Source organism: Rhodococcus sp. P4_F5, from assembly GCF_056401315.1.
Map to the genome: position 1 here is coordinate 1 of NZ_JBFUJP010000011.1, position 25,757 is coordinate 25,757.

The 25,757-nt window shown below is 68.2% G+C and carries 24 protein-coding genes and 1 pseudogene; 12 read left to right on the top strand and 13 right to left on the bottom strand.

All coding sequences use genetic code 11. The features are described 5' to 3' along the window. Window positions 1–324 (top strand): helicase-related protein (locus AC1DU4_RS07350; protein WP_477838456.1); only part of this gene is annotated, 324 nt, incomplete at its 5' end. Window positions 325–327: 3 nt separating this feature from the next. Here the strand turns inward: AC1DU4_RS07350 and AC1DU4_RS07355 are convergent. Then, the gene (locus tag AC1DU4_RS07355; RefSeq protein WP_477838458.1) at window positions 328–939 is read right to left on the bottom strand and encodes a TetR/AcrR family transcriptional regulator; all 612 of its coding nucleotides are present in this window, start codon (window positions 937–939) and stop codon (window positions 328–330) included. Window positions 940–1,005: 66 nt separating this feature from the next. Between AC1DU4_RS07355 and AC1DU4_RS07360 the strand changes: the two genes are divergently transcribed. Then, entirely contained in the window at window positions 1,006–1,941 is a 936-nt protein-coding gene (locus AC1DU4_RS07360; protein ID WP_477838460.1) for an NAD-dependent epimerase/dehydratase family protein, read from the top strand. Between the two features lie 150 nt (window positions 1,942–2,091). Here the strand turns inward: AC1DU4_RS07360 and AC1DU4_RS07365 are convergent, their stop codons facing one another. The 6 genes from AC1DU4_RS07365 to AC1DU4_RS07390 all read right to left on the bottom strand — a co-directional run bounded on the left by AC1DU4_RS07365 (window position 2,092) and on the right by AC1DU4_RS07390 (window position 9,291). After that, the gene (locus AC1DU4_RS07365) at window positions 2,092–3,168 is read right to left on the bottom strand and encodes an AAA family ATPase (protein ID WP_477838462.1); all 1,077 of its coding nucleotides are present in this window, start codon (window positions 3,166–3,168) and stop codon (window positions 2,092–2,094) included. Then, window positions 3,165–3,797: a nicotinamide riboside transporter PnuC gene (gene pnuC / locus AC1DU4_RS07370; protein WP_477838464.1), complete on the bottom strand. Its 633-nt coding sequence runs from the start codon at window positions 3,795–3,797 to the stop codon at window positions 3,165–3,167. Before pnuC ends, AC1DU4_RS07365 begins: the two co-directional genes overlap by 4 nt. A gap of 95 nt (window positions 3,798–3,892) precedes the next feature. Next, entirely contained in the window at window positions 3,893–4,573 is a 681-nt protein-coding gene (locus AC1DU4_RS07375) for a hypothetical protein (RefSeq protein ID WP_477838613.1), read from the bottom strand. A gap of 119 nt (window positions 4,574–4,692) precedes the next feature. Continuing rightward, window positions 4,693–5,934, bottom strand: a complete 1,242-nt coding sequence (locus tag AC1DU4_RS07380; protein ID WP_477838465.1) for a DUF7373 family lipoprotein — start codon at window positions 5,932–5,934, stop codon at window positions 4,693–4,695. Window positions 5,935–6,073: 139 nt separating this feature from the next. Further along, on the bottom strand, window positions 6,074–7,486 hold the full coding sequence (locus AC1DU4_RS07385; protein ID WP_477838467.1) for a GTPase: 1,413 nt from the start codon (window positions 7,484–7,486) through the stop codon (window positions 6,074–6,076). Then, window positions 7,483–9,291 (bottom strand): dynamin family protein, encoded by a 1,809-nt coding sequence (locus AC1DU4_RS07390; protein ID WP_477838469.1) that lies wholly within the window; start codon window positions 9,289–9,291, stop codon window positions 7,483–7,485. The genes AC1DU4_RS07385 and AC1DU4_RS07390 overlap by 4 nt, the downstream gene beginning before the upstream one ends. 291 nt (window positions 9,292–9,582) lie before the next feature. Between AC1DU4_RS07390 and AC1DU4_RS07395 the strand changes: the two genes are divergently transcribed. The 7 genes and pseudogenes from AC1DU4_RS07395 to AC1DU4_RS07425 all read left to right on the top strand — a co-directional run. After that, on the top strand, window positions 9,583–9,924 hold the full coding sequence (locus tag AC1DU4_RS07395; protein WP_477838471.1) for a hypothetical protein: 342 nt from the start codon (window positions 9,583–9,585) through the stop codon (window positions 9,922–9,924). 181 nt (window positions 9,925–10,105) lie between these two features. Beyond that, window positions 10,106–12,049, top strand: coding sequence for an Hsp70 family protein (locus AC1DU4_RS07400; RefSeq protein ID WP_477838473.1), 1,944 nt, complete (start codon window positions 10,106–10,108; stop codon window positions 12,047–12,049). Window positions 12,050–12,221: 172 nt separating this feature from the next. Further along, entirely contained in the window at window positions 12,222–13,346 is a 1,125-nt protein-coding gene (locus AC1DU4_RS07405; RefSeq protein WP_477838475.1) for a hypothetical protein, read from the top strand. Between the two features lie 34 nt (window positions 13,347–13,380). Then, the gene (locus tag AC1DU4_RS07410; RefSeq protein ID WP_477838476.1) at window positions 13,381–14,238 is read left to right on the top strand and encodes a C39 family peptidase; all 858 of its coding nucleotides are present in this window, start codon (window positions 13,381–13,383) and stop codon (window positions 14,236–14,238) included. A gap of 84 nt (window positions 14,239–14,322) precedes the next feature. Continuing rightward, window positions 14,323–14,730, top strand: coding sequence for a hypothetical protein (locus AC1DU4_RS07415; protein WP_477838478.1), 408 nt, complete (start codon window positions 14,323–14,325; stop codon window positions 14,728–14,730). Between the two features lie 106 nt (window positions 14,731–14,836). Further along, window positions 14,837–15,376 (top strand): RNA polymerase sigma factor, encoded by a 540-nt coding sequence (locus AC1DU4_RS07420; protein WP_477838479.1) that lies wholly within the window; start codon window positions 14,837–14,839, stop codon window positions 15,374–15,376. Window positions 15,377–15,603: 227 nt separating this feature from the next. Next, window positions 15,604–16,206 (top strand): annotated as a pseudogene (locus tag AC1DU4_RS07425) (DEAD/DEAH box helicase); the annotation flags it as partial. 63 nt (window positions 16,207–16,269) lie between these two features. On the opposite strand, the gene AC1DU4_RS07430 reads toward AC1DU4_RS07425, so the two are convergent. Further along, window positions 16,270–16,557 (bottom strand): NaeI family type II restriction endonuclease, encoded by a 288-nt coding sequence (locus tag AC1DU4_RS07430; RefSeq protein WP_477838615.1) that lies wholly within the window; start codon window positions 16,555–16,557, stop codon window positions 16,270–16,272. On the opposite strand from AC1DU4_RS07430, the gene AC1DU4_RS07435 reads away from it, so the two are divergent. Then, complete coding sequence (locus AC1DU4_RS07435) at window positions 16,438–16,695, top strand: hypothetical protein (RefSeq protein WP_477838481.1); 258 nt, start codon at window positions 16,438–16,440, stop codon at window positions 16,693–16,695. The two genes, AC1DU4_RS07430 and AC1DU4_RS07435, sit on opposite strands and share 120 nt — an antisense overlap. Window positions 16,696–17,312: 617 nt before the next feature. Here AC1DU4_RS07435 and AC1DU4_RS07440 read toward each other — a convergent pair. From AC1DU4_RS07440 to AC1DU4_RS07455, 4 genes are all read right to left on the bottom strand, one after another. Further along, window positions 17,313–18,113, bottom strand: a complete 801-nt coding sequence (locus AC1DU4_RS07440) for an HNH endonuclease (protein WP_477838484.1) — start codon at window positions 18,111–18,113, stop codon at window positions 17,313–17,315. A 457-nt stretch (window positions 18,114–18,570) separates the two neighbouring features. Then, window positions 18,571–19,380: a protein NO VEIN domain-containing protein gene (locus AC1DU4_RS07445; RefSeq protein WP_477838487.1), complete on the bottom strand. Its 810-nt coding sequence runs from the start codon at window positions 19,378–19,380 to the stop codon at window positions 18,571–18,573. Between the two features lie 28 nt (window positions 19,381–19,408). Next, window positions 19,409–21,238 (bottom strand): DEAD/DEAH box helicase, encoded by a 1,830-nt coding sequence (locus AC1DU4_RS07450; protein WP_477838489.1) that lies wholly within the window; start codon window positions 21,236–21,238, stop codon window positions 19,409–19,411. Continuing rightward, complete coding sequence (locus tag AC1DU4_RS07455; RefSeq protein ID WP_477838491.1) at window positions 21,235–22,647, bottom strand: hypothetical protein; 1,413 nt, start codon at window positions 22,645–22,647, stop codon at window positions 21,235–21,237. The genes AC1DU4_RS07450 and AC1DU4_RS07455 overlap by 4 nt, the downstream gene beginning before the upstream one ends. A gap of 109 nt (window positions 22,648–22,756) precedes the next feature. Here AC1DU4_RS07455 and AC1DU4_RS07460 point away from each other — a divergent pair, with 109 nt between their 5' ends. After that, entirely contained in the window at window positions 22,757–23,449 is a 693-nt protein-coding gene (locus AC1DU4_RS07460; protein ID WP_477838493.1) for a hypothetical protein, read from the top strand. A gap of 253 nt (window positions 23,450–23,702) precedes the next feature. After that, entirely contained in the window at window positions 23,703–25,013 is a 1,311-nt protein-coding gene (locus tag AC1DU4_RS07465) for a DNA cytosine methyltransferase (protein WP_477838495.1), read from the top strand. Between the two features lie 54 nt (window positions 25,014–25,067). On the opposite strand, the gene AC1DU4_RS07470 is transcribed toward AC1DU4_RS07465, so the two are convergent. Beyond that, window positions 25,068–25,526, bottom strand: coding sequence for a very short patch repair endonuclease (locus AC1DU4_RS07470; RefSeq protein WP_477838497.1), 459 nt, complete (start codon window positions 25,524–25,526; stop codon window positions 25,068–25,070). Window positions 25,527–25,757 lie beyond the last annotated feature (231 nt).

Genomic DNA, 25,757 nt, shown 5'->3' on the forward strand with positions numbered 1-25,757 from the left:
GAGTTCAAGACCGGCCGTGCGCCGGTGTTCCTGATCAGCCTCAAGGCCGGCGGCTTCGGGCTGAACCTGACGGAGGCCGACTACTGCTTCCTGCTCGACCCGTGGTGGAACCCGGCGTCCGAGGCGCAGGCCGTGGACCGCACGCACCGGATCGGGCAGACCCGGCACGTGATGGTCTACCGGCTGATCGCGAAGGACACCATCGAGGACAAGGTGCTGGCGCTGCAGGCACGCAAGTCCGCGCTGTTCGCGTCCGTGGTGGACGAGGGTGGGGCATTCAACGCGACGCTGTCGGCCGAGGACATCCGGGCGCTGTTCGGGTAACGCTCAGTTCGCGATGCCCGCGGCGGACGCCAACGCCTCGACCACCCAGTCGTCGTAGTCCGTTGCACTCCAGCCCCGTTCGTCGATGAGCAGGGCATGCGTCTCGGGGCTCTGTAGCGCCAATCCGACGTCGACGCAGCGGTCGACGTCGAGTCCGTCGACCTTGCCGGCGAGCGCGGTCGCCAGATGCCGCAGCACCGTTTCGTGGTGCTCGCAGGTGGTCGCCCACAGCTGCGCGACCTCCGCATCCGCGCCCGCCGCCGCGCGGACCGCCAGCAGCACCGGGCCCACCCGGTCCAGGATCAGCCGCGCGCCGTGGACCTGGATCCGCAACTGCCCCATCGGGTCCGGCTCGGCGACGGCCTCGGCGACCCACGGACGGTCCAGCGTCGCGATCGGCTCGTCGTCGCCCGCGATCGAGACGTCGAGCAGCGCGGCGAGCACGCTGCGCTTGTTGCCGAACACAAAGTAGACCGTCTGCACCGCGACGCCCGCCTCCGCGGCGATCGTCTTGATGGTGGTCGACGCGTAGCCGGTAGTCGTGAACAGGGTGCGCGCCGCGGTGAGGATCTTCCGCCGCGCCGGTGTCTTGTCGTCCTCGTTCGGTGTTGCCACGAACTGAAGTGTAGATCTAGAGTGACGCACTAGAGCACTACTCTAGTGAAGCGAATGGAGATCGACATGACCTCGGTACTGGTTCTGGGCGGATACGGCGCGGTCGGCGGCCACGTGGTCGAGCGGCTGCGCGCGGCGGGCATCGACGCGCTGGCCGCGGGCCGGGACCCGGCGCGGGCGGACCGGGTGGTCGACCTGGCGGACCCCCGCTCCCTGGAGACGGGGCTGGACGGGGTGGCGGCGGTGGTGAACTGCTCCGGGGCCGAGGAGCCCGCGGTCGCGGCGGCGGTCGCCGGGCGCGGAATCCCGTTCGTCGACATCACCGCGACCTCCGAGTACGCGCGGGCGCTGGAGCAGGTGGACGGGCCGGTGCTGCTGGGCGTCGGGATCGCGCCGGGACTGAGCGGCCTGCTCGCGACCGAGGCGGCGCGCGCGGGCGGCCCGGTGGAGGTGCTGATCGGTCTCGGGGCCGGCGAGGCGCACGGGCCCGCGGCGACGGCCTGGACGTACGGGCTGCTGGGCAAGCGGTTCGACGATCCGGACGGCTCGCGGGTGCGCAACTACACCCGGCCGACGCGGTTCGACCTCCCCGCCGAGGCCGGCTACCCGCGGTTCCCGGCGCTGCGCACGGACTTCGCCGACCAGCACCGGCTGACCACGCAGCTCGGCGTGGCGGTCCGCAGCTACCTGCGGCTGGACTCCCGGCTCGCGACGCTCGGCCTGGCCGCGCTGACCTGGGCGCCGAGGGTGGCGCCGCTGGTGCCTGCCGGCGGCATGCCCGGCGGCGACGGCTGGGTGATCGCCGCGCGCGGCGGCGACGGCCGGTCGTGGTGGGCGACCGGCCGCGGGCAGTCGGGAGCGACGGCGGCGGTCGCGGCGCTGGCGGTTCAGCGGGCGCTGCGAAACCCGATCGCGGCGCCGACGTGGCTGCACGAGACGGTCAGTCTGGACGAGCTTCGCCCCGCGTTGTCGGAGGCCGGCATAGCGCTCGGCGGCGCGTAGGCGACCCTGCTGGTACCCCGCATGGGTACCGTGCGAGGCATCCGTACGGGACGGTCGCAGCCGACGGGCCGCAGCCGCGCGTGCGGTCGCGGATCGTCACCGGCATCGCCGACCGCGCGCAGGCCGCATCCGCAAACTGGTGGCCCGACCTCACAGCGGGTCGCCGAACCGCGCACCCCGCGCCAGCGCCTGGTCGGTCACCCGCACCGCCAGCGCCACCCGCTCCTCGACGGATCCGGTGAGCAGCACCCACGAGCGGCCCGATGCGGTGAGCGCGTCCTCGAACCAGCCGGTCATGTCGGCGCGCAGGTGTTCCCCGTCGCGAATCCCGTCCTGCACGAACGGGACTCCCTCGTGGTCGGTCAGCAGGTACAGCGTGGGCCGGTCCGGCGCGACCGCGTGCCCGGCGAACGCGCCGAGGTAGCGACGCTCCCACACGGTCGTCGCGAACGCGTCGGTGTCGCAGATCAGGACCGGGGAGCCGACGCGGGCGGCGTCGTCCTCGAGCCGGGTCTGCTCCGCGGCGATGCGTGCGAAGTCTTCTCCGGTCCAGACGATCTGGTCCATCGACGCGCCGGGGTCACGGGCACGGAGCCGGGCGAGCTTGTCGACGGTGGCCGCCCGCCCGTACTCCGGCACCCACCGCGTCCTCGCCCACACCCCGCCGCGGCCGCGGTAGTGGTCGGCGACGGCGCGGCTGACGGTTGTGGTGCCGGTCGACTCGGCGCCGACCACCACGATCCTCGTCGTCAGCCCGGCGCGGGCGGGTGCGTCGAGGTCGTCCCAGCGGCCGGCGAGGTCGGCGCGGCACGCGGTACCCGAGACGGGGTGCGCGACGCGTCCGGGGTCGAGGCAGACGTGCGTGGCCCGCAGCCGGTGCGCGAGTTCGTCGCCGTACTTCTCGCTGGAGACCACCGCGTCGACGGGGTCGGCGGTGACGGCGCGGACCGCGGCCCGCATGCAGGCCACCTGCGCCGCCCACACCGACTCCGAGCCGAGGTCCATCGGCGCGTCGCACCCGATCCCGGTCACCGTCACCGCGGTGTCCGCGGCGTGCGACGCGCTCATCCAGGACACCCGCTCCCGCAACGGGATCGACTCCGCGGCCGAGGCCATCACGACGACGGTGACGCGGTCGGCGACGGCGGCCGCCGACCGGACGAGGTGGTGATGCCCGGCGTGCGGCGGGTAGAACTTGCCGATGACGAGGGCGTGCCGATACCTCACGCCGCCACCACGAGTCCGGGTGCGGCGGTGACCCGCGAGCGCCGCCAGGCGAGCAGGCCGCGGACGCACAGCAGCAGGAACCCGGTGTAGAGCAGCGCGGTCAGGGTCAGCCCCTTGTGCGCGTAGAGCGGAATGTAGATCAGGTCGGCGGCAATCCACAGCAGCCACGACTCCCACCGTTTCGTCGCCTGCCCCCACGTGGCGAGCAGCGACAGGACGGTGGTGACGGCATCCCAGAAGGGCACGGTCGAGGACGTCGCGGTCTCGAGCAGGACGGTCAGCGCAGCGGTGCCGACGACGCCGGCGGCGGCGAGCCGCGTCCACTCGGCGACGCTCGTTCCGGTGACCGGCAGCACCTCGCCCACGGTGCCGCGGACCCAGTTCGACCAGCCCCACACGGCGAGGGCGATGTAGACGACCTGCAGCCCGGAGTCGGCGTACAGCCCGGCCGCGGCGAACAGCAGGATCCAGACCAGGTTGTTGGCGATGCCGATCGGCCAGTTCCACGTAGACTGCCGGCCCACCAGCCACACGCACACGGCGCCGGTGACGAAGCCGATCGCCTCCGCCCAACTGGTCGGCGCGCCGAACGCGGTGAACGCCGTCGAATTCAGAAACGCAAGCATCATGACCCCTTTCGATTGCGGGACTTATTAGATCATTCTTGCGCTAACTGGCGACAATCGGGGCTCCCCCACACCGCCTGCAGCTGGTCGAGCGCCGGCTAGTCGAGCGGCGACGGGATCTTGGTCGCCCGGTACGCCTTTCCGTCTCGCGTGGGCCGCCACCGGCGCCAGTGCTTCGCGGAGAGACGGAAGGGAAGGTGCTCCTGGACGTGCGCCGCGGCGGCGGCGAGTCGATCGTCACCGGGGAGGCTGAGCCAGAGCGAGAGCGACGACGCGGTCGTGCCGATGCTCGCGCGCACACCCGACACACCGAGCAGGCGGCCGTAGCCGTCGACCGCGAACCGCCCGAAGGCGTCGGCGCCGACTCCGCTGTACGTAGCCCGGGTGCCGGGGTCGATCAGCAACGCCTCCGCGTTCCACACCAGTGCGGCGAGCGGGTGACCGTGACGAGTCACGGCCCGCGCCCCGGCCTTACCGAGCGTGTCGAGCACGTCGTCCACGGCGTCCGCCCTGACCCGCCATTCCGTGTGGGTCTGCTCCCTGCGCCGAGGGCCTCCCAGCCGCTTCATTGCGAACGCCGCGAGGGGCTCGGCGTGGTCCGCCGGGCCGCCGGACCACAGTTGGAGAGTCACTTCGGGTGTCGAAATCGTGCGCGCGCACGCGTCGACGAAGTGCTGTGCCTGCCCGAAGGCCGCCTCGGGACTCCTGGTGCGCAGGCGGTGCGCACCTCCCGCCGATGCGGGGAGACCGTCGTAGGTCACGAGCCCGGTACTCGACATCACCCTCCAACTGTCGCACCGGTACCCCACCGTCGACGAAACCGACTCCGGCGCCGGGCCTTCCACGAGAAGGCCCGGGCCCCCACGGGAGTGGGGGGCCCGGGCGCGATTCCGAGCGGTCAGGCGTTCTGGTCGGCCTGCTCGAGGATCAGGTACTGCGCGGAGATCTGCTGGTCGACGTCCTTCTTGTCGTCGAGGCCGGCGGCCTCCCCGACGTAGCGGCCGTTGACCACCATGCAGTAGATCTCGGTGCCGCGGACGGTGTCCTTGGTGACGCACTTCGCGTCGGGCAGGCCCTGCGGGGACGGCGCGTCCGTGAAGCCCTGGGCGGCAAGGTCGCCCGCGAACTCGTCGGCGATGGTGCGGGCGCCGGCGTCGTCGGTTGCCCGGTAGACGGTGGTCTTGGCCACCGCGTTGTGCTCGGACCCCGTCTCGGTGAGGACGCGATGGGTCAGCGGCGGGTTGGTCGACCGGTGCGCCATGCCGCGCGGGCCGTAGGCGGCCATGTCGTCGCCGAGCTTCGCCTGGGCGTCGGCCTCGGGGATCGCGTAGATGAGGATCTTGTCCTGGTCGACCATCGGGAACTCGGCGGAGACGCCGCCGTTCTGCGCCTTGGTCGGCTGGGCCGGGAACTTGTCGATCAGCGGGCCCTGCAGGCTCACCGCCTTCGCGACCGCCTTTGCGGTCCAGTCCTTCTGGCCGGCGGGCGCCTGCGCCCAGGAGTAGAGCAGGTAGTCGCCGTGCGGGGTGAGCGCGTTGACGGAGGTGGTCGCGCCCGCGCTGGAGGTGCCCTCCCGGGTGGAGACCAGCGTGTTGGGCAGCACGTCGACCGACTCGGCGATCTCGGTGCCGGTGCCGTCGTCGACGGTGGTGAGCTGCGTGTGGATCTCGCGGGCGGCGGCGGCCGCGTCGTCCGGGCTGCCGAACCGCAGCACCGCGTTGACCACCGACCGGGACGGGTCGGTGACGTTCGGGGTGTTGGTGGCCGCGGTGGAGACGTATCCGTAGAGCATGTTGCGGTTGGCGGCGATGTCGCCGGCGGCGCTGCCGACGACGACGCCGAGGTTCTTGCCGCTGCGCATCACCATCGTCGGCATCTTCCCGGCGATCAGTTCGGGGTCGATCTCGAAGGGGGCGACGGTGAACTCGGCCAGCCGCTGACCCTCCACCTCGACGATGTTCTCGGGGGTGGCCTTGCCGAACTCGGCGGCGGGGCTGGTCGGGTAGCTGCCGGTGTCCAGGGCCGCGGCGTCGACCGCGGGGGCGGCGTCACCCCCGGATCCGGCCTTCGGCTCGCTGCTGGCGCTGCCGCATCCGGCGAGCAGCAGACCCGCGCACAGCACAGCCGCGGCCTGTGGCATCCAATTCGTCCTGGGCACGTCGGTGGTCCTTTCGTCGGTCCCGCACCGCGTTCGGGCTCGCGGGACTGTGTCGGGAGTTGGATGCCCCGCACCGCGGGCAAGGTTCCCGGCCGCGCCGATCGTGGCGCGGCTCACACGCTCAGCGGGCGAGCAGGCCGTAGGTGTGGATCAGCACCACCAGCGCCGCGTCCTCCGCGGCGGTCGCCGTCGACAACTTCTGCCCGTGCGCCCAGGAGAGCTTGCGCTGCGCCTCGGAACGGACCTGGTCGGCGGCGGAGCCCTCGGGCAGCCCGAGTCCGCCTGCCGCGGCCGGGTTCTCGATCAGCCGCCGCAACTCGTCCGTCACCGGCGACATGGGGTCGGCCTCGAGCATCGCCTCGAGATGCCCGAAGAGCACCACCTGGTGCAGCGCGGGGTCCGACCGCAGGCCGTCGACGATGCCGCGGATCTGGTCGCGGGCGGGGTGGGTGTAGGCGAGCTGGTCCAGTTCGCGCACGATCCGGCCGGCCCGGCGAACGGCGGCGAACGCGCCCAGGTGGTGCGCGAGGACCCGGCGCAGCTGCGGCACACCGGATCTCTCCACGAGCCAGTCGTTGAGCGCGGCCGCCCCGCCCGCGGCGACCAAGCGTCCGTGGATCATGCCGTACTCGCCGAGCAGGTCGAGCAGCCGGCCACGGGCCTGCGACTCGGCGCCGGCCGGGTCGTCGGAGTCGAGCAGGTCGATCAGGTCCAGCGGCGCGATCGAGCCGAGCGCGGCGAGGGCGCGGGCGTCGGTCTCGGTGAGCGCGCCGGTGTGCGAGGTCTCGGCGAGCAGCCCGGCGATCGGCAGCACCGTCATCACGGTGCCGCGCAACCGGTCTGCGAGCACGTTGGCGTGTTCGGCGGCGTGCGCGAGGGGGTCGCGGGCACCGAGCGCGCCCTCCCCGAATCCGTCGGCCCGCGAGAGCACCCCGAGCGTGGTCAGCGGGGTGAACCCGAGCTGACGCAGGAAGTCGACCTCGTCGGCCCGCGGGGTGGAGTCGAACAGGAACACCGCGGCGTCGGCGTCGACCGACGCGGTGCGGGTCTGGTCGAACCCGTCGATCAGTACGCGGCGCGTGCGGGCCTCGTTCTCGGCGGTCAGGGTGGCCAGGCCCGGGGTGTCGACGAGGGTGTGGTCACGGATCGCCGCCGACGGCAGCCACCGGTGCAGGTAGGCGATCTCGTCGGCGGGCACCGGCAGCGCGGTGACCTGCCCACGGGCGGCGTCGACGGGGCGGCGGCTGCCGTCGCGGAGCACCGCCTCCACGCGCGCCGGCGCACCGTCCTGGTAGACGGAGACGACGCTGGTGGCCTCGAGGGCGGCGGTCTCGGCGACCGCGGCCCCGACGAGAGCGTTGACCAGCGTGGATTTTCCGGCCTTGAGGCGGCCGACGATCACGATCCGCGGCGGCGACCACAGGATCGCGCCGATCCGGTTGGCGTGCGCGGCCGGTTCCGGTCCGAGCGCGGCGAGGGCGTGCAGCGCCCGGTCGAGGCTCGCGCGGACCGGGTCGAGGGGCGGGGTGGTCACCGGGCACCGCCCGTCAGTTCCGCGATCAACGCCTCGGCGCGGGCGATGTTGTTCACGACGACCTTCCGGTTTCCTTCGAGGCGGCCGAGCTTCTTCTCGCGCGTCGCCTTGTCGGTGCGGGCGAGGTCCTCGGCCTCCTTGATCTGCTTCTGCAGGTGCTCGATCGAGGTCTTGAGGTGGTCGCGGTACCGGATGACGATCTCCGGGCGGGCCAGGGCGAGCGCGGATTCGAGCATCCGCGCGGTGGTGGTCTTGGTGGTGGAGGTGGTCTCCCGCATCCAGGACAGCAGGTTCGTCTTGCCCGCCCGCATCGCCCGGAACCCGAGGTTGAACCCGACCCACGCGACCCCCACGACGGCCCCGACTCCGACGACGGTGCTCACCCCGATCAGCCCGCCGAGCATCGACGACCCCATCACGCCCATGGTGAGCATCGACGGGTCCAGCAGGCCCTGCCGCTTCCCGGCGACCTGGTGGGTGTCGAGGGAGCGGTTGGCCAGCGTCGCGGTGACCTGGTGGTGAATCTCGTTCCACACCAACTCGGAGTCGAACCGGGGCGCCACGATCGTCGCGTGCAACCGGTCCAGGAACAGGGCGATCGACGCGGCCATCGCGGACTGGAAGTCGCGTTCCATCTCCGCGGTGAAGTGCTGCGGGTTCTTCCGCAGCACCGCCATCCCGTTCTTGTTGATCCGGGTGGTCCACTTCTCCCGGATCGCGTCCAGGCGGCGGTCGAGTTCGTCGGTGGCGTCCTGCCGGATCAGGGTCAGGTCCCGCTGCAGGTACTGCTCCCACTGCTGGGAGTGGTCCTTGAGGTCCTGCAGCTCCGCGAGCTGTTCGGTGAGGCCGGGAATCACCTGCTCGCCGCGGGTGAGCGTGTCGATCTGCGTGGTCATGTCCGCGTCGAGGGCGCGCAGCGCGCCGACGACGGTCCGCAGCCCGTTCGCCGCCGGGAGGTCCTCGGCCGCCACCAGTTTCGCGTGGATCATGGTGCGCAGCGCGGCGACGCCCGAGCGCTGCTCGGCCCGGTCCCGGTCGGGTCCGGGCGGCAGCTCGGCGGCGAGCACCGCCCGCAGGCTCGACACCGCGAGCACCGGCACGTCGCGGCCGAGGTGTTCGCGCAGCAGCGCCCGGTTCTCCTCGGCGATCGGCTTCCAGCGGCGCACGTTCTTGTCGGTCTTGGTGACCACCACGATCAGCGCCTCGACGGCGGCGCCGGTCTCACGGACGAACGCCATCTCCGGGGCGGTGATCGGGGAGCTGGCGTCGCACACGATCACCAGCACGCACGCCTGGGCCGCCGACGCCGTCGCCAGCGCCGCGTAGGTCGGGTCGAGACCACCGACACCGGGGGTGTCGATCACCGTCACGTCCCCGAGCCGGCTGCCCGCCACTGGGACGATCGCCCGGGTCGGCAGCTCGTCCACCCGGGGGTCGGTGACACGGCGGCCCTCGCAGGACACCCAGTCGGCGAGCTCACCGTGCGGGATCCGCTCGCCGCGATCCGGGAACAGCAGCTGCGCGGTGCCGTCGGGGTACTCGTCGGTGGCCTGGCCGACCGCGATCGTCGTCGACGTGGTCACGTCCACCCCGACGGGGGTGGCGTCCCGCCTGCCGACGAGGGCGTTGATCAGGGAACTCTTGCCGCGCCCCACCTCGCCGACGACCACCACGGACCGGAGTTGGTCGGCGCCGGAGGCCCGCCGTTCGGCGAGGTCGCTGAGTTCGTCGTGTCCGAACGGGCGCAGGATCTTTCCGGTGATCGAGGCCAGCAGGGCGTCGGCTCGCTGACGTGGGGACGCCACCGGGGCGCGATCCTGCTCTCCGGACCCGTCCACGTCTCCCCTTCCACAACCACACCACTGTCAACAGCGTCAAACCCTAGCCCGACGGCTGCGCCGGGGCGGGTGCAGGCCCGTCGACCACACCCGGCCGACGGCCCCGCCCGACGTCGCCCCGACCTCCGAATTGTGATGTGCGCCACCACAACCGTCGGGCGGTTGTCCGGGTGGCGACCCGACGCCTCGCACCGGGCCGTGCAATGATGCCGCCTGGTCTTCCGACGACGGGGGCCACGACTAGGCCGAGGGGGCGTGGTGAGCGGTGCCATCGTTTTGACGATCGACTTCACGGACGGGGCGGTGTCCGCGGGCCTGGTCGACACCGGAACGGGGCTGGCGCAGCGCCTTTCACTCGGCGATTCCGCCGGTCCGGCGGTGGACGCGCCGCAGCCCCCGGACGTGATCGTGCCCGCCGCCGCCTCGGCCGCCGCCGTCGCCCATGCCCAGCTGCACGGCGTGATGACCGGCCCCGACACGCTGGTCCTGACGCATCCGGCGGACTGGACCCACGGTCAGGTCGGTGGCCTCCGCGACGCCGCCGTCGCGGCCGGGTTCACGCCGGGCCAGGTCACCGTGCGGACCGTCGACGCGCCCTGACCCCGCCGTCGGGACGAGGGCGACGGATTCGTCGGCGGGTGCCGGGAACCTTCCGCCCTCCCCCGGCATCCAACACTCGACGACGCGAACGTCTGTAGTTCGCGACGGAAGCAGGAAGGACCGAACCGATGAGCCGGTGCGGCCTCCCCGGGATGACCGGGACGAGAAGGGAACGACGCTGATGTCCGCACGAGAGTGGGTGCTCGGCATCGACTTCGGCACCTCGAACACCGCGGCCGCACACACGGGCCCGGTGTCCGGGTCGGTGGAGGCGCTGCAGCTGAGCCACAACCGCACGACGATGTCGTCGTCGGTGTTCGTCGAGTCCCCGGACCGCATCGCGGTCGGTGACGTGGCCGCCGACCGGGCCGAGTCGAACCCGGCCGCGTTCATGCCGTCGCCGAAACGGGTCGTCGCGCAGGGCGTGGTGAACGTCAACGGCTACGACCTGCCGGCCTCGGTACCGGTGGCGGCGGTGCTCGAGTCGGTGATGGCGCGCGCTGTCGGCGCGCACGGCGGATCCGCGCCGTCGGAGCTGGTGCTCACCCATCCGGAGGCGTGGTCGCCGCGGGAGATCCAGGTGCTCCTCGACGCCGCCTCCCGGCTCGGGCTGGACGCCTCGCAGATCCGGACGGTGTCCGAGCCGCGGGCCGCCGCGCACTACTACTCGCGCGCGAACACCCTCGCCCCGGGCACCAAGATCGCGGTGTTCGACTTCGGCGGCGGCACACTCGACATCGCCGTCCTGGAGGCCAACGACGCCGGCACCTTCGACGTGGTCGCCGCCCGCGGAGACAACGGGCTCGGCGGCAAGAACTTCGACGCCTTCGTCCGCCGCTGGGTGGACCAGCAGCTCGAGTCCCGCGACCCGGACCTGCTCGACTACCTGCGCCGCGAGGCGCCCATGGACGTCCGGTACGCCCTCGACGACTCCATCCGCCGCGCGAAGGAGCTGCTGTCGGAGGCCCCGTCGGCGACGATCACCGTCACCGGCGGCGACGGGCGCGGCAGCGAACGGTTCCAGATCACCCGCGAGGAGTTCGAGGAGCTGATCTCCCCCGCGCTGGAGAAGGCGGCCCAGCTGACCCGGGCGACGCTGGCCGACGCCCGGGTCACCGACCCGAGCCAGCTCGAGGCGCTGTACCTGACCGGCGGCTCGTCGCGCATCCCGATCGTGCACGAGCGGCTCGCCGAGCTCGGCCCGATCGCCACCCTCGACGACCCGAAGACCGTGGTGGCGCAGGGCGCGATCGCGGCCGCCGCGCCGATCGTCCGCGGTCTCGGCGGCCCGCCGCCCTGCGCCGCACCGGCGGCACCCGCACCGGCCACGCAGTCGTACGCGCCGCCGGCACAGCCGCAGTCGTACGCACCGCCCGCCACGCCGCAGTCGTATTCACCACAGCCCTATGCACCACCGTCGTACGCACCACCCACGCAACAGTTCTCGGCGGTGTCCCCCGACCCGGTCGACCCGGTGGCGGAGGCGCCCGCGGGCGGGTCGGGTCGCGGCGGCCGGACGTGGGCGATGATCGCCGCGGCCGCCGTGGTGGTGGCCGTCGGTGTCGGCGTCGGCGTCTACACGCTCGGCGGCGCGGACCCGGCCGAGYCGGCCGCGGCACCGGCCGCCGCCGGCGGACAGTCCGGCGCGGCCGTGAGTTCCGGMGGGGACGGCGCGGGCGGCGCCACCGCACCCGCGTCGAAGGAGGCGGTGATCGCCGGTCTGCCGTCCGGGCTGCGCACCGAGGTCGAGAACTGCAAGACGACCGGGGAGACCCCGAGCGGCGGCCTGGAGTTGCAGTGCCAGATCCGTGAGGGCTCCGCACTGACCGCCGGCATCACCGACGGCGACTTCCAGTCGGTGATCTTCTCGGTCGACGTCAAGGAGGCGAAGAAGCGGGTGCTCGGGATCCGGCAGGGCTTCCAGAACAACACCGCCGTCGCCACCAACGAAACGGTCGAGGACACCGGCCGGTCGGCGGCCGCGCACATCAGCGGTCCGGGCTACAACAACACCTACTCGATCTGGTACGCCAACTCGTCGACCGGCGTGATGGCGTCGTTCAACGGCGCGCAGGGCCTCGACGGCGCCAAGACGTTCCTGGCCCGCTCGGGGTTGATCAACTGACCCGTGTCTCCACAGGGGCTGTCGAACCACCCGGTTCGGCAGCCCCTTTCGGTTTCTCGGGGCCGGATCCCGAGGGCCCAAAGAACTTTTTCGACACCGCCGGGAACCTTCTCGTCGTGTGGCCGCATCCAACTGTCGACAAACACACACGAGCGCGAGTGAGGACGAGACGATGAGCATCCCGGGCGATTACACCGACACCGATCTGGCCGAGTACGAGTCCGAGCTGAACGCCATCGTCACCGACCCGAACCTGACGGTCGAGGAGAAGCTGGACGCGATTTCCGACGCCGCCGGCGACGAACTCGACGACATCGCCAACGCACACGACGCCACCGCCACCGCCACCGCACCCGAGGAGACCCCCGTGACCGACCCGACCACGACCGTCGACGACCGACTCGCCGCGATCGATGCCACCATCGACGACCTCAGCAGCATCGGCGCCGACGCGCCGCCCGCGGGGTCCGATGTGATCGGCGACCCCGCGACCGCGTCGTACAGCACCACCACCGCACCGATCAACGAGCCGGCACCCGCAGCCGAGCCCACCCAGCCGGCACCCGCGGCGGACACCACCGCGGCCCCCGCCGAGGTGCCTGCCGAGGCCCCCTCCGAGGTCAACGAGGCCGTCGGCGTCAGCGGCAACGTCGACTACTACTCCCCCCGCGACGTCGACCGCGACGGCAAGGTCGACCTCGCGCACTCCCGGGTCGACGGCGTCGACACCATCACCCACTACGCCGAGGACGGCGCCATCACGCTTGTCGAGCAGGACGCCGACTTCAACGGCACCTACGAGACCGCCGCCGCGGTCCGCGCCGACGGCACCGTCCGCATCGCCGAGGACTCCGACGACGACGGCGACGTCGACCTGGTCACCTACTACGACCCGGCCACCAGCCAGCCGGTGCGTCAGGACGCGATCGACGGGGCACGGATCACCGACAGCAAGTTCGACACCGACGGCGACGCCCAGCCCGACGTCCACCTCGTCGACAGCGACGGCGACGGCCGTTTCGACTCCGTGGCCGTCGACAGCGACGCCGACGGCATCGTCAACGAGACCCTCGTCGACACCGACGGCGACGGCGCGTTCGACCTGATCAGCTCCGACGACGACAACGACGGCACCCAGGAGTCGTACCTCACCTCGGCCGAGAACGGGGTCGGGTCGCTGGGCGACATCAGCACGTACGAGTCGCTGATCCCGGCCGACGACAGCTACCACACCCAGGCCGGCACCGACTCCTACGAGCCGCCGACCGTCGACGAGGTCCCCGGCGACCTCGCCTGACCTCCTCGACAAATCCGACCGGAAGGATCCGACGATGGACGACTTCGACCATCACGCGGTCGCCATGTGGTCCGACACCGTCGCGGCCGCCGAGGAAGCGCCGGCGGTCGACGACGTCACCGGGCTCGAGCCGATCCCGCCCGCAGATCCGCTGTCCGCCTTCGCCACTGACCCGGCCGACCCGGCGCCCGGGTCCGACGGCGGAGCGGTGGGGGCGGTCGGCACCGGCGACGCCGTCGACGACGTGCCCGACCTCGCCGGCGGGGAGGATCAGGTGCACGGCAACCCGGTCGCGTGGACGCTGGACTGGTTCTACCAGCAGTTCGACGGGTACTGCGGGCCTTCGGTGGTGGCGCAGGTCGTCGCCCAGTACACCGGCGCGACCATCACCGACCCCCAGCAACTGGTCGACCGCGCCGTCGAGCTCGGGTTGATGGACGACCCGAGCGAGGGGATGACGCTGCCAGCCGTCGAKGCGCTGCTCGAGGATCAGGGCGTGCCGTGCACGCGCACCGACAGTTCCCTCGACGACCTGCGCGACCGGCTCGACGCCGGGTACGGGGTGATCGCGATGGTCGACTCCGGGGAGATCTGGACACCGGAGGAAGAAGCCGGCGATGCCGACGACGCCGATCACGTCCTCGTCGTCGCCGGCATCGACGACGCCCGCGGGGTGGTGATCCTGTCGGATCCCGGTGTGCCGTACGGCAATCAGCTCGAGGTCCCGATCGACCAGTTCGAAGACGCCTGGGCCGATTCGGGATTCGAGATAGTCGTCACCGACGCGCCGGACGAGGCCCTGGTCGGTCCTCCCCCTGCCGCAACGGGCGAGCGCCGGGCAGCGATCATCACCCTGCGATCGGGGCGGCCCGGCGAGCAGGAAGCACAATGATGACACCGGCGTCCGCGGGTGACGCGACAATGACGGGCAGTGCCACCGCGGGGTGGCGGACACGGAGAGTCAACGAGGTGACCGATGGACGATGACGAGTCACTGTTCACGGGGTCGGAGGCGGCGGGCGCGTTGCCTCCGGTGCCCGACGACGTGTGGGCGCGGGCCCTGGCGGCCGCACTCGACCCGGCCGCGCCGGCGGCGGACGCCGACCTCGTCCCGGAGATGGACGACGAGCCGGTCGTTCCCGACGACGACGGCATCGTCCTCGTCGACGATGACGGCGTGCTGGACGACGACGGCACCGAGGAGGTCGTTCTCGACGACGGCGACTCCGTGTTCGACGAGCCGGCCACGCCGGATCTCGACGACGCGGCAGTTTCCGGCGAGGACCCGGCGAGTGCATTCGATCCGCACGAGCCCGACCACCACCACGACACCGTGGACCCTGTGGACCCCGTGGACCCCGATCCGGGCTACGACCTGCTGTGACCGGCACTCCGCCCCCACGGTCGCGACCGGCGACGCGGCAGCGGGTAGCATCCCCGTCGGCCATGTGGGGGTGTGGGTGAGAACGCAAGGAGCGCGGGGGAAGTCGATGGACGAAGCGGAATTGTTGGCCGCCTGCCGGGGCGGTGACCAGCACGCATTCGCCGAACTCGTGGGTCGTCACCGCACCAACGCGTGGCACGTGTGCCTGCAGATCACCGGCAACGCCCACGACGCCGAGGATGCGCTGCAGGACGCGCTGACCGCGGCGTGGCAAAACCTGCATCGGTTCCGCGGCGAGGCCCGCTTCAACACGTGGCTGCACCGCATCGCCACCAACGCCGCCCTCGCGGTGGTCCGGCGCCGCAAGCTCACCACCAGCCTCGACGACACCGACGACGACTCCCCCGGTATCGATCTCACCGATCACGGCAGCGGGTTCGACGAGCAGGTCGTCACCGCCGACGCCGTCCACCACGCCCTCAGCCAACTCCCCGAGGACTTCCGCGTCGCCATCGTCCTCGCCGAGTTCGCCGACCTGCCCTACGCAGACATCGCCGAACACCAGCAGGTGAGTGTCGCGACCGTCAAGACGCGAATACATCGGGCGCGCAAGCAGTTGGCGCGGGTGTTGGTGCAGGCGCAGTGACCTTCCGGTCGCGCGCCGGGCACGCGATGTTCTGAGTCAGATCAGGGCTGGGCGCGGTCGGCATTGCAGGGCGTCCCAACCACGTGCGACAGTTCGTCGATTCGACGGGTGAGCGCTGCGACCGCTTCGGCATGCCCGTCGCTGATGTGCTCATTGACCCCGATGCCCATGCCGCGGGACCGCTCGGCATGCACGCGCAGGGACCCGTAAGCCTGCCGACATGCGGCATGGACGCCAACCGGTTCACCATCCTGCAGTCGCTGCCCCTGCTGCGCCGGCTGAGCCTGGACCCCGCGCTGATCGACGATCGGCATGCCGCCGTCGGGTCCGCGAAGATCGACGCACTGCTCGAACAGCTCGAGGACGTGATCGCGGGCGGACACCGGGCACTGGTGTTCAGCCAGTTCACCGGCTTCCTGGACCGGGTCCGGACGCGRCTGGACGACGAGGGCATCGGCTACACSTACCTCGACGGCAGCACCCGCAACCGCGGACAGGTGCTSGASGAGTTCAAGACCGGCCGTGCGCCGGTGTTCCTGATCAGCCTCAAGGCCGGCGGCTTCGGGCTGAACCTGACGGAGGCCGACTACTGCTTCCTGCTCGACCCGTGGTGGAACCCGGCGTCCGAGGCRCAGGCCGTGGACCGCACCCACCGGATCGGGCAGACCCGGCACGTGATGGTGTACCGGCTGATCGCCAAGGACACCATCGAGGACAAGGTGCTGGCGCTGCAGGCACGCAAGTCGGCGCTGTTCGCGTCCGTGGTGGACGAGGGCGGGGCGTTCAACGGGGCGCTGGACGCCGACGACATCCGGGAGCTGTTCCAGTAGGACTCAATTCACTGTTCCGCGGCTCGGCAAGCACACCGCCACAAGCATCTGCTGGCGGCTCAGCTACGAATAGTCACGGATCCAGGCGCGGGCGAAAGCCGAGTGTGCCAACTCAACAACCGGCATCGGGTCCCGCGGCCATGACCGCTGGCACTTTCCGCGCCGCCACGAGCTCGCCCTGTGCGGCACCGGCAAGCCGAGAGCCTTCGCCACGAGCGGAACCTTGTCCTGATGGCCAAGCGCGACAATGCCCTCCGGCTGAAGATTGATCCGCGCACTCCTCGTGTTGCGCGCTCGCTCCATGAAGTCATCCTTCTGCGCGACTGTCGACAGCTCGGCCCGCCGGACGATACGGCGCTGGACGCAGCGAAAGAGCTCGTTGGGTTCGAGCCCGCCATGCCGGTTGCCACGGCGCAGTTACCGCACTTGTGGTCCGGCGCGCGTAAGGGATCGAACGGCGAGGTGCCAACGGCTCGAGATACAAGTTGAATCGGAGCACTCCCCAGCCGGGGGCTGACTGACCCATCGGCGGACGTCCTTGATTCGCGTCGGATCGTCTGGCACAGGTCCAATATCCTGGTACTGAGTACGAGCAGAGTGATGCCATGAGTCCAACCGCCCTCAGATTGGGGCGCGGCCAGGCGTCCAAGATTCGTGACGATGGATCCGGTTGGTCAACCCAGCTCAGGTTGGGATGGTCAGTCCCCTCGTCCACGATCTGAAGTCGCCAGTCCCCCCGACTGGTGGAGACTGATCTTCGCGAAACCCTCCTCCGACATCGCCTTGACGTAGACGTCGTCGGTGTTCTTCTTCGACCAGATCCGCCACAAGCCTGAGCGATGCCCCGGAGACCCGCCGCCGAACTTGATCGGCTTTCTCGGGCTCCAGCGCCTACCCCAGTGTCCCGAAATCCGCTGTCAGGATGGTGGATTCGAGTGTTCGGGCCGCCATCATGGTCAAATCGATGCTCGACCGTCGTCACTGCGTCAGTCACCGGGGGATAGTAAGGAGGGGCATCGACGAGCTCCAACGGTGACCAGACTCCGGAACGAAACAGGCCCCCACCCTCTCAGGGTGGGGGCTGTTTGCTGCCTGCAGATCCGGAATTACTCGGCGGAGTCGGGCGTGGAGGACTCCGTCGCGGCCTCAAGCTTCTCTACGAGAGCCTTCCTCTCGTTGTTGCTCAGTGTCCGGGCGCGGTCGTAAATCCGGTCGAGCGGTGAACGCAGTCGTTGACCGCTCCGGAGCCACTGGAGCAGTGTTTTCTTGTCTGACCTCCTGAGACTCCGAACCTCGGAATACACCTCGTCGAACGTCTCAGGTAGGCCTGCCTCTTCCCTGATCTGCTCATTGCAGCGCCTGCATTCGGTCTGAAGATTGTCGAGATCATCTGATCCACCGAGCTTTTGAGCAATTCGATGGCCTSCGGTCATGACAGCGATGCCGGGTGGTGGGTCTGGATACTCCTCACCCCTCCCGACACCACAGACGACGCACCGATAACCGTCGCGCTCGAACATCGCTCGACGCACACCTGCCCCGACATTTCCGGCGGTCTTCGGCCTCGAGCCCTGACCCGGATGCCAGCCCTGCGTGACGACCTTGTACTCGCCAAGCTTCAGCCCCGCAACTTCCTGAGCCGACGGGAGTTGCCAGTCCAGCTGTCTCAGCTTCCGCATCCGGCGGTTTAGGTGCTCGTCGGCGTTCGGACCATCCACTTGACCGAGCGCGTCGCGCAGCTCCTTCATCGTGAACGTCGAGCCGACCGGCTTGTGGAAGAAGAGCCACGCAGCAATCTTGTTCTCTGCTCCGTAGATAACGTTCTTACCGGGGTGGAACTCCAGACGCCACCACAACTCACCGTTCTCGGCGTAGGCATCGGGCGGATACGGGGTACTGACACTCATGCCACGACCGATTCGGCAGCCAGTCGTCCGTAGTCCTGGGTCTCGCTCATGTCATCCTCCGGTAGCTCGCGGTCCCTGACAGTCTGGCACGACCCTCCGAAAACCAGTGCCGGCCAGAGGTCGTCCAGTGAGATACGGATCGTCTGAGCTCCGGCGATCTCGGCGAGGGCGACGCCGCGTAGCCAACATGCCGATGATCCGCGGTGCCTTCGGCCGACAGCACATTCTCCGTCCCGTCCGGGAGAAACAAGCGCACCACCTGCCCACCTTCACCATCGCCGATGCGAGGCCGTCGTCTACACACTGTCGTGCTCGGACCCCGCCCCGCTGAACCGCCCCGGTGAGTCCGGAGACCTACTGGAGCATCGGCCCAACTGTGGCGGAGGCCGCGGCGGATGACGAGGAGGGATTTGGCGGCCCGCGCCCATCTGTCACCCACTCGTTTCGAGGTGCCCCCCTACCCCGGCCACTCAACGAAGCCGTTCAGTAGCGCAGAGCGTTCAGTTAGAAGTGGTGCAATACCAGGAATTCCTGACTCAATTACACCCGAAGCAACATCAAGCCGAAACGACTCCCAACGGCCATGAGGGCCGCAATCGAATGGCACCTGCGCCTCAATCCAGGACCGGGGAATTGATGCGATCGCCGCCGGCTCCAGATCTTTAGTGAGGCGCACCGCCACCAGCCGCCACGCGGGGTCTCGGATCATGGTTTCGTACTCGTTGCGTGAGAGGAACACCGTGAGCCGTCCACGGCGGGTCGTGCTCTTGACCTCCAAATGAGCCGAACACCGATGGTCATCAACCGATATGTCGTAGCCGAAGCCGTCCGACCATGCCGCTACGTGTTCGATCCGTGCGGACGTCGATACAGTCAATAGTTCGACAAGAGCCAGCTCCCCGGCGAGACCAACCCGTACCCTCTCCTCCGTATCAACCTTGCCCCACACGGACTTCAGTTGCGAGTAGGCGTCAACCTGACTCAGTTCGACCGCCTCCGCCGCGCGAAGCGCATCCTCCGGCAGCTCATCCGGCACTTGAACAAGGCGGTCCACGTCCGGAAACCAATGCGTCCCGCCGTGCGCCATCGCAGCATCAAAAACCCGGCGCTGCACCGGAACCCGGCTGTGCAAAGTCTCGAGCAGTCCAGTGCTCCGCAGCCATGCATACGCCGCGTCGTACTGGGTCGGAGTGATGTCACCAAACTCGCTATGCGTGACGAATACCGATCGGCTACGCACCACCCCGGATTCGGGAAGCCGCTCCAACCATCGAACGGCGGCCCGGAGTACCGGTTTAGGCGGTACCGGCATGGAGGTGCCCCATGAGCGCCTGGAGGTCGCCCTGGTCAAGCCCACCGCCGATAGCAGGTTCTTCGTCGAGGTCAGCTAGTTCTTGCACTGCTGGGTCATCGAGGATGCGACCCATGAACTGGAGCTTGTCCGTCAGCCGTTGCGCTACGACCTCGTCGATCGTGCCCTCCGACGCGAGAACGGTGACCCTCGTCTCCGTTCCAGGATCCAAGCCAAGACGGTGGATACGGTCAAGGCTCTGAAGAAATCGGCCTGCGGCGAAGTCTCGGTCTACGTAAACAGCGTCATGGCAGTCGTGATGCAAGCTGATCCCCTCGCCGAGTGTGGCCGGGTTGGACAGCAAGACCATGCATTCCGGATCATTCCGGAAGCGATTGATCTCAGCGTCGCGGTCCTGCGTACCGCCGTAGACCATCGCAGGCGAGAACCTACCGAGGATGCGCTGCAGCGTCATGAGGCTGCGAACGAAGGTGGACCATACGAGGGTCTTGCGGCCCGCAGCGGCATTTGCTGCGACAATCGCGAGAACCTCCTGGTACTTGGGCGACATCTCGTAGCTCGGAAGGTCCCGCATCAGATCAAAAAGGGCGGCGCCCTCCGGAACAGCGAGCGGAGGAACCTGATACGCAAGCGGTTCGTAAGTGGTTGTGCCGACCGCCAGCAACGCCGGGCTCGTCGCCGCCATCAGCATGTAGACGATGATCTTCCCTAGAGCCTGGAAGTCCTCCTCCGAACCAGATGCGCGTGCCGAGAGCCGCCCGACAAGCGCCTCGTAAACCTCCTTGTGCAACGGCGGCAACGGAATCAGGCGTACCTGTGGAGTCAGTGGCGGTAACCCGAGTTCGTTCTTCGTAGTGCGAGTGAACAACGGCCGCAGGACCTGACTTGCCTTCCCGAGGTCACCGCCGGCAACCGCCTGAGTCACCGTACGTCGCCCGTGGCCGGGCCAAACGAAGCTGAAAAGGTTCTCCAAGTCCTTTGCGCCATTCGGCGCCGGCGTGCCGGTCAGGATCAGACGACGGCGTGCCCGCGTACCGAGCGCAAGGCACGCAGCACCATAGGTGCCTTCCGCGCCCAGCTTCATCCGGTGTGCCTCGTCGAGCAGCAGCATCGACGGCCTGGCGGCAAGCCACGCACCCAGGTCATTCACTGCACCGTCAAGGCGCTCGTAGTTGACGATCAGCACCTCCGCAACTGGATCATTCTGTTTCGCGAAGACCTCCATGCGAAGGGGTCGCTCGAAGCACTCAGAGTTCTCGTGCTGCCATGACTCGTAGCAGGACTTCGGACCAACGATGAGCAGCCGCTCGATGCCGCTTGACTGCCGGAGTGCGTGAAATACCGCCAGGCCGACACGTGTCTTTCCTGCGCCAGGTACCGAGAAGTTGGCTCCATGACGCAGCGACAGCAGTTTGGCGATATCGCGGCGCTGGAAGCCGGTCAGGTTGGCCCGCCACATGCTCCCGAGGAGCGCGTCGACAGAGTCTGCGCTCACCTCTCCGTCACCGGTCGCGTTCCCGTCCAACCGCTCCGCAACGGTCTGCGCGTCGGCCACCGAATCCGTTGCCAGAGCTGCTACCTGCGTGTCCCACACGACCGTCTCGGGCTGTGGCCATCTGGTCAAGGCGACGAGATTCGTAAGCAGGTCGTCGATTTCGACTTCCATGGTGACCGACGAACGCTGAATGCCGCTCCGAAAACGGAGCGCCAGGCGGCGCAGATCAGCTTCAAAGCCGGTGCCCGCACTCAGCCGGGCGGTTGTCACGTTATTGCCAAACCCGATCTGCAGGCTCGGCCCATCCAGGATCGTCACGAGGTCTCAGTCGTGGTTGCGAGAAGCCAGGCCACACCTTCTCCGGGCGCATCGAAGGATCGGCTGGCCTGCTTCGCGAGCCGAGCCAGGCTCGTGCGCAGCGTGAGTAGCGCGTCGTCGAAAGCGTCCTCGTCCAGCACTCGCTTGGCCTTGGCTTCGGCGAACTCACCAGCGCACTGGTTGACGTGGTCGGCGGCGTCCGTGAGACGTTCGGGGACCGCGATCTTGCGCTTCTGAAGCTGGGCATTCTGCCCAGCGAGCTTCACCGCCACATCGAATGTGTCGCGTGCAGTCTTGATGAGCCGATCGGCCTCGAGGACCGCGGTAATCGCCATCTTGTCATCCGCCTGAGCTGTCGCCTTGGCCCGGAGAAGCGCATCCGTGAGTGCACGGGTCGTCTTCACAGCCGAGGTGGCGTCCGGCATCACTAGCCCGGGCAGTCCGGGTATAGCCACGGCTGCCGACTGCTGCGGGGCTGGCTTCAGGGTTGCAGGCAGTCGTTCATCGAGATAGCGGGTGTGAAAGTCCGACTCAGCGAGGCGCACCGATGTCTTGGGGTAGTTCAACAGGACCATCGCCAGCCGCGACTCCTTGAGCTGCTCCGCCGCATCCGGCTGAGTCTTGGCAAGCTTTGTGTAGTCGCGGTGGAGCTCGCGGAGCTTCTCCTGGTGGTTCTCGAAATCTATGAGCCGCAATGCGACGTTGTCACCGACCCGGCTCCTCTCAATCGCCTCCATGATCAGCTGAAATACCCAGCGATCCTGACTGAGCGTGGTGGCCTTGATGTTGAACGCTCGTGCAATGTCGGCTTCCAGGCGACCGGCCGCGAGCTCGTCCTCAATGGCAATGAGCCGGTTGATGTACGAGTACTCACGCCGCTTGTCCTGTCGCAGCTGAAGTGCAAGCTCAACTGCATTGATGTCATCGCGGGAGGTATCCGACGGAAGCACTCCGACGCGAATGTCCTTGACACCCAGCTCAATCAGTGCCGCACACCGCGTATTTCCGTCAACCAGAATCCCGTCCGGCGTGATGATGCCGGGCTCCTTCTGCCCGAAGTCGTCCAGCTCATCGAGCAGGGCGGTGTAGTCCGGATCCGTCTGATTGGGGTTCGATGGCTGCCACCGCAGAAGGTCACGAAGGTAGCCCTGCCCTGCCTCGCTCCACGGTTCCTCGTCCAGCACCCGATTCCGTACGGGATCCAGCGTGCGCTGTGCACGGATTCTGTGCGTATCGGGATTGAAGTACAGCAGCTTGACCGGCATCACGATGACGTCAAGATGCTTCTGCTCCCCACGCCAGTCGACCGTGACCTTGGCTCCGCCCTCGCCCCGGACCTGCTTAAGCCGCTCCTCGACTAGCGAGCGCGCCTTTTCCCCCTCCGGCGGAACACCGAACTTCACAGCCATACCAAGAGCCTCCTACCGCGGGTCCAACTTTGATTCGTGCATCATTGCAGGCGCCACCGACGCGTAGATCCACAACCGGCGGTCGGCTACCTGACGAACGGAGATAAGCGTGCCCATCCCCGACTGGAACGACCCGAAGCTGAACGCCGGCACCATGATCAAAGGTGCACTTTGGCTGGTTCAGGAAATCAGGGAGGGCAACACCTTCACAAAGGAACAACTCCGTGCTGCATTTCCTGGCGTGTCCCAGGCAGATCGCCGTATTCGAGACCTTCGAGACTACGGCTGGACGATCCTCGCAAGTAGCGAGGACGCGTCGCTCCTGCGGGAAGACCAGCGCTTTGTGAAGGTAGGGGTCCCGGTCTGGGATCCCGTCGCCCGCCGCGCCGCAGCACCCAAGACCGTGTCGGCGAAGGAACGACAGGCAGCTATGGCACGCGACGACTTTATGTGCACCCAGTGCGGCATTGTCGGAGGTGAGCCGTATGTCGACGATTCCAATCAGACGGCGGCGCTTTCGGTGACTCGTCTCGATACGGGACTTCCTGATGGGAGAACCGAAACGCTCCTGACCACTGAGTGCAAGCGCTGCCGCGCCGGATCAGGTAGCGATCGGCCAGCCGTGTCCACGCACGATTTGCTCAGCGAAATCAAGGACCTTGATCCCAGTGACCAGGTTCGCCTTGCACGATGGATGGCACGGGGTCGACGGGGCGCCACACCACTCGACCGTGCATGGTCGGCCTACCGCCGGATGCCGGCGACGGCACGTGAGGAGATCCGTAACACGTTGAGCGATTGAAAGGCGGCACTGTCGGGCTGTGACCTGCAGAAACTTGCCGACCTCGATGAGTCCCTTCCGGCTGCAGCAGATCGTGTCGGTGACCCCACATAGACTTCACCGCAGTATCCGGCTTGCCGACACAACGCACCACTGCACGAACACCTGACCCAGCTCCGGCGCGAGGCCACTGCCTGCTAGTGGGAATGGGTGCGCGCCTCCGACGTGTCGGTCAATGCGCCGTCGGATACAACACAATCCGAGGGAGATTCACATGTCGGCATCAGCGCGCAACACACGACTCAAGGTAGTCGAGATCTGCGCCGGCGCCGGAGGCCAATCGTTGGGGTTGGAGTGTGCTGGATTCGAACATCAGCTGGCCATCGAACTCGATCTCAATGCTGCCACCACCCTCAGACACAATCTCCCAAATGGGAACGAGATCGTTCGAGTAGGCGACGTCGCCGACCGCACCGTCTGGGATCCAGCTGAGCATGTCGGAGTCGATCTTCTTGCGGGCGGCGTGCCCTGTCCCCCGTTCAGCATCGCCGGCAAGCAGCTGGGTGCGGGGGACGAGCGGGACCTGTTCGCGTGGGCTGTCGAGCTCTGCGGGACAGTCAAGCCGCGGGCGCTGCTCCTCGAGAATGTCAGAGGGCTGAGCGCTAACCGATTTTCCGCGTACCGGCAGCACGTTCTCGACCGACTGCATGACCACGGTTACATCGGTGAGTGGAAGCTGCTCCACGCGTCCGACTTTGGCGTGCCGCAGCTGCGACCCCGCTTTGTACTCGTCGCACTCCTGCCGGAGTATGCGGAGTACTTCGCGTGGCCTGAGCCAAGCCAGCATGACGCGCCCACCGTCGGCGAGGTCCTCGCGGATCTCATGGCCGCAGAGGGCTGGGAAGCGGAGCATGTCGAGAAGTGGGTCAATACCGCCAACGATATCGCTCCGACGATCGTCGGAGGATCGAAAAAGCACGGCGGGGCGGATCTCGGACCGACCCGGGCAAAGCGCGCCTGGGCATCACTCGGCGTTGATGCGATGGGCGTCGCCGACGCGGCCCCCGGCCCCGGATGGAGGCCCACCGCTACCGCCCCCGGACCGAAACTCACCACAGAGATGGTCGCTCGTATCCAAGGATGGCACGGCGAGGAGTTTTCACACTGGGAGTTCATCGGCCGCAAGACCACCGTCTATCGGCAAATCGGCAATGCCTTCCCGCCCCCGGTCGCGAAAGCTGTTGGCGACTCGATAATGAATGCGCTGCTCAAGAAGGGCACTCGACGCCCCCTCATCGAGACGATCAGCCCAGTCCACGATCCCGTCTACAAGCTCCTGCGCGGAAGTACACGACCTCTGAGTGTGGATCAGATCATCGACAAGCTAACCAAATCTGGACTGGCGGTTGACCAACCGCAGATCGAGCGCCATCTCACACATCTCAGTCGCGACTTCGAGATATTCACCGTTGAACGAAAGGCCGGCGGAGCGAGCTACAGCCTAGGCGAGTTCAAAGCCTTCGTCGGCCAAGAAGACCATCAGCGCCACGACCTATTTTCTCAACACCGATCGAAGATCAGCTGAGTGGAAATCAACCACATCGAACAGCTGATGCATCTCGCCCACATCAGACATCGCTCAAGTATGAAGCCTTGACACAACCAGGCGAATTGCATCCTCCGAACGCTCATGCTCCCAGACACGCACTACCGCCCACCCAGCTTCAATGAGCGCGCGATCTGCAATGCGGTCCCGCTCGACGTTCCGACGGAGCTTCGGTGTCCAGTACCACTCGTGGACGGTCGGATACCGTCCATGAATAGGGCACACATGCCAAAAGCACCCGTCTACAAAAACTGCAACCTTCTGCCGGGTGAACACGATGTCGGGACGGACTCGGACGCCATCTAAATCGATCCGGAAGTCCTTTCTGAATCGGCAACCCAACCTGTGCAATCCGCTCCTGAGCGTCACTTCCGGTTTCGAATCAGCCCGACGATTCGCACGCATATTCCGCGACCGTCCGTCGTTACTGGCGGTCGGACATCGGCCCGATTTCTGGACAGTCGAGCACCGGTTGCCGACGACTTGCGTCAAGGCACAGATCCAACAACTTGCACATCTCCATAGTAGACAAACCCACACCGACAGGCTCGACCGTTCTCTCGAATGCCCGGCCACCACACGGACGGAGCGGCTCAGTGCAGGAGGGTACTGCGACGCATAAGTTTCCCAGTTACCCAGGCCACTATCGTTGAACTGCGCACAACCACCGGGCGCGCTTACCGCCGACCTCCGACAGGGTCGCCTTGCCATCGCCGTGACCTG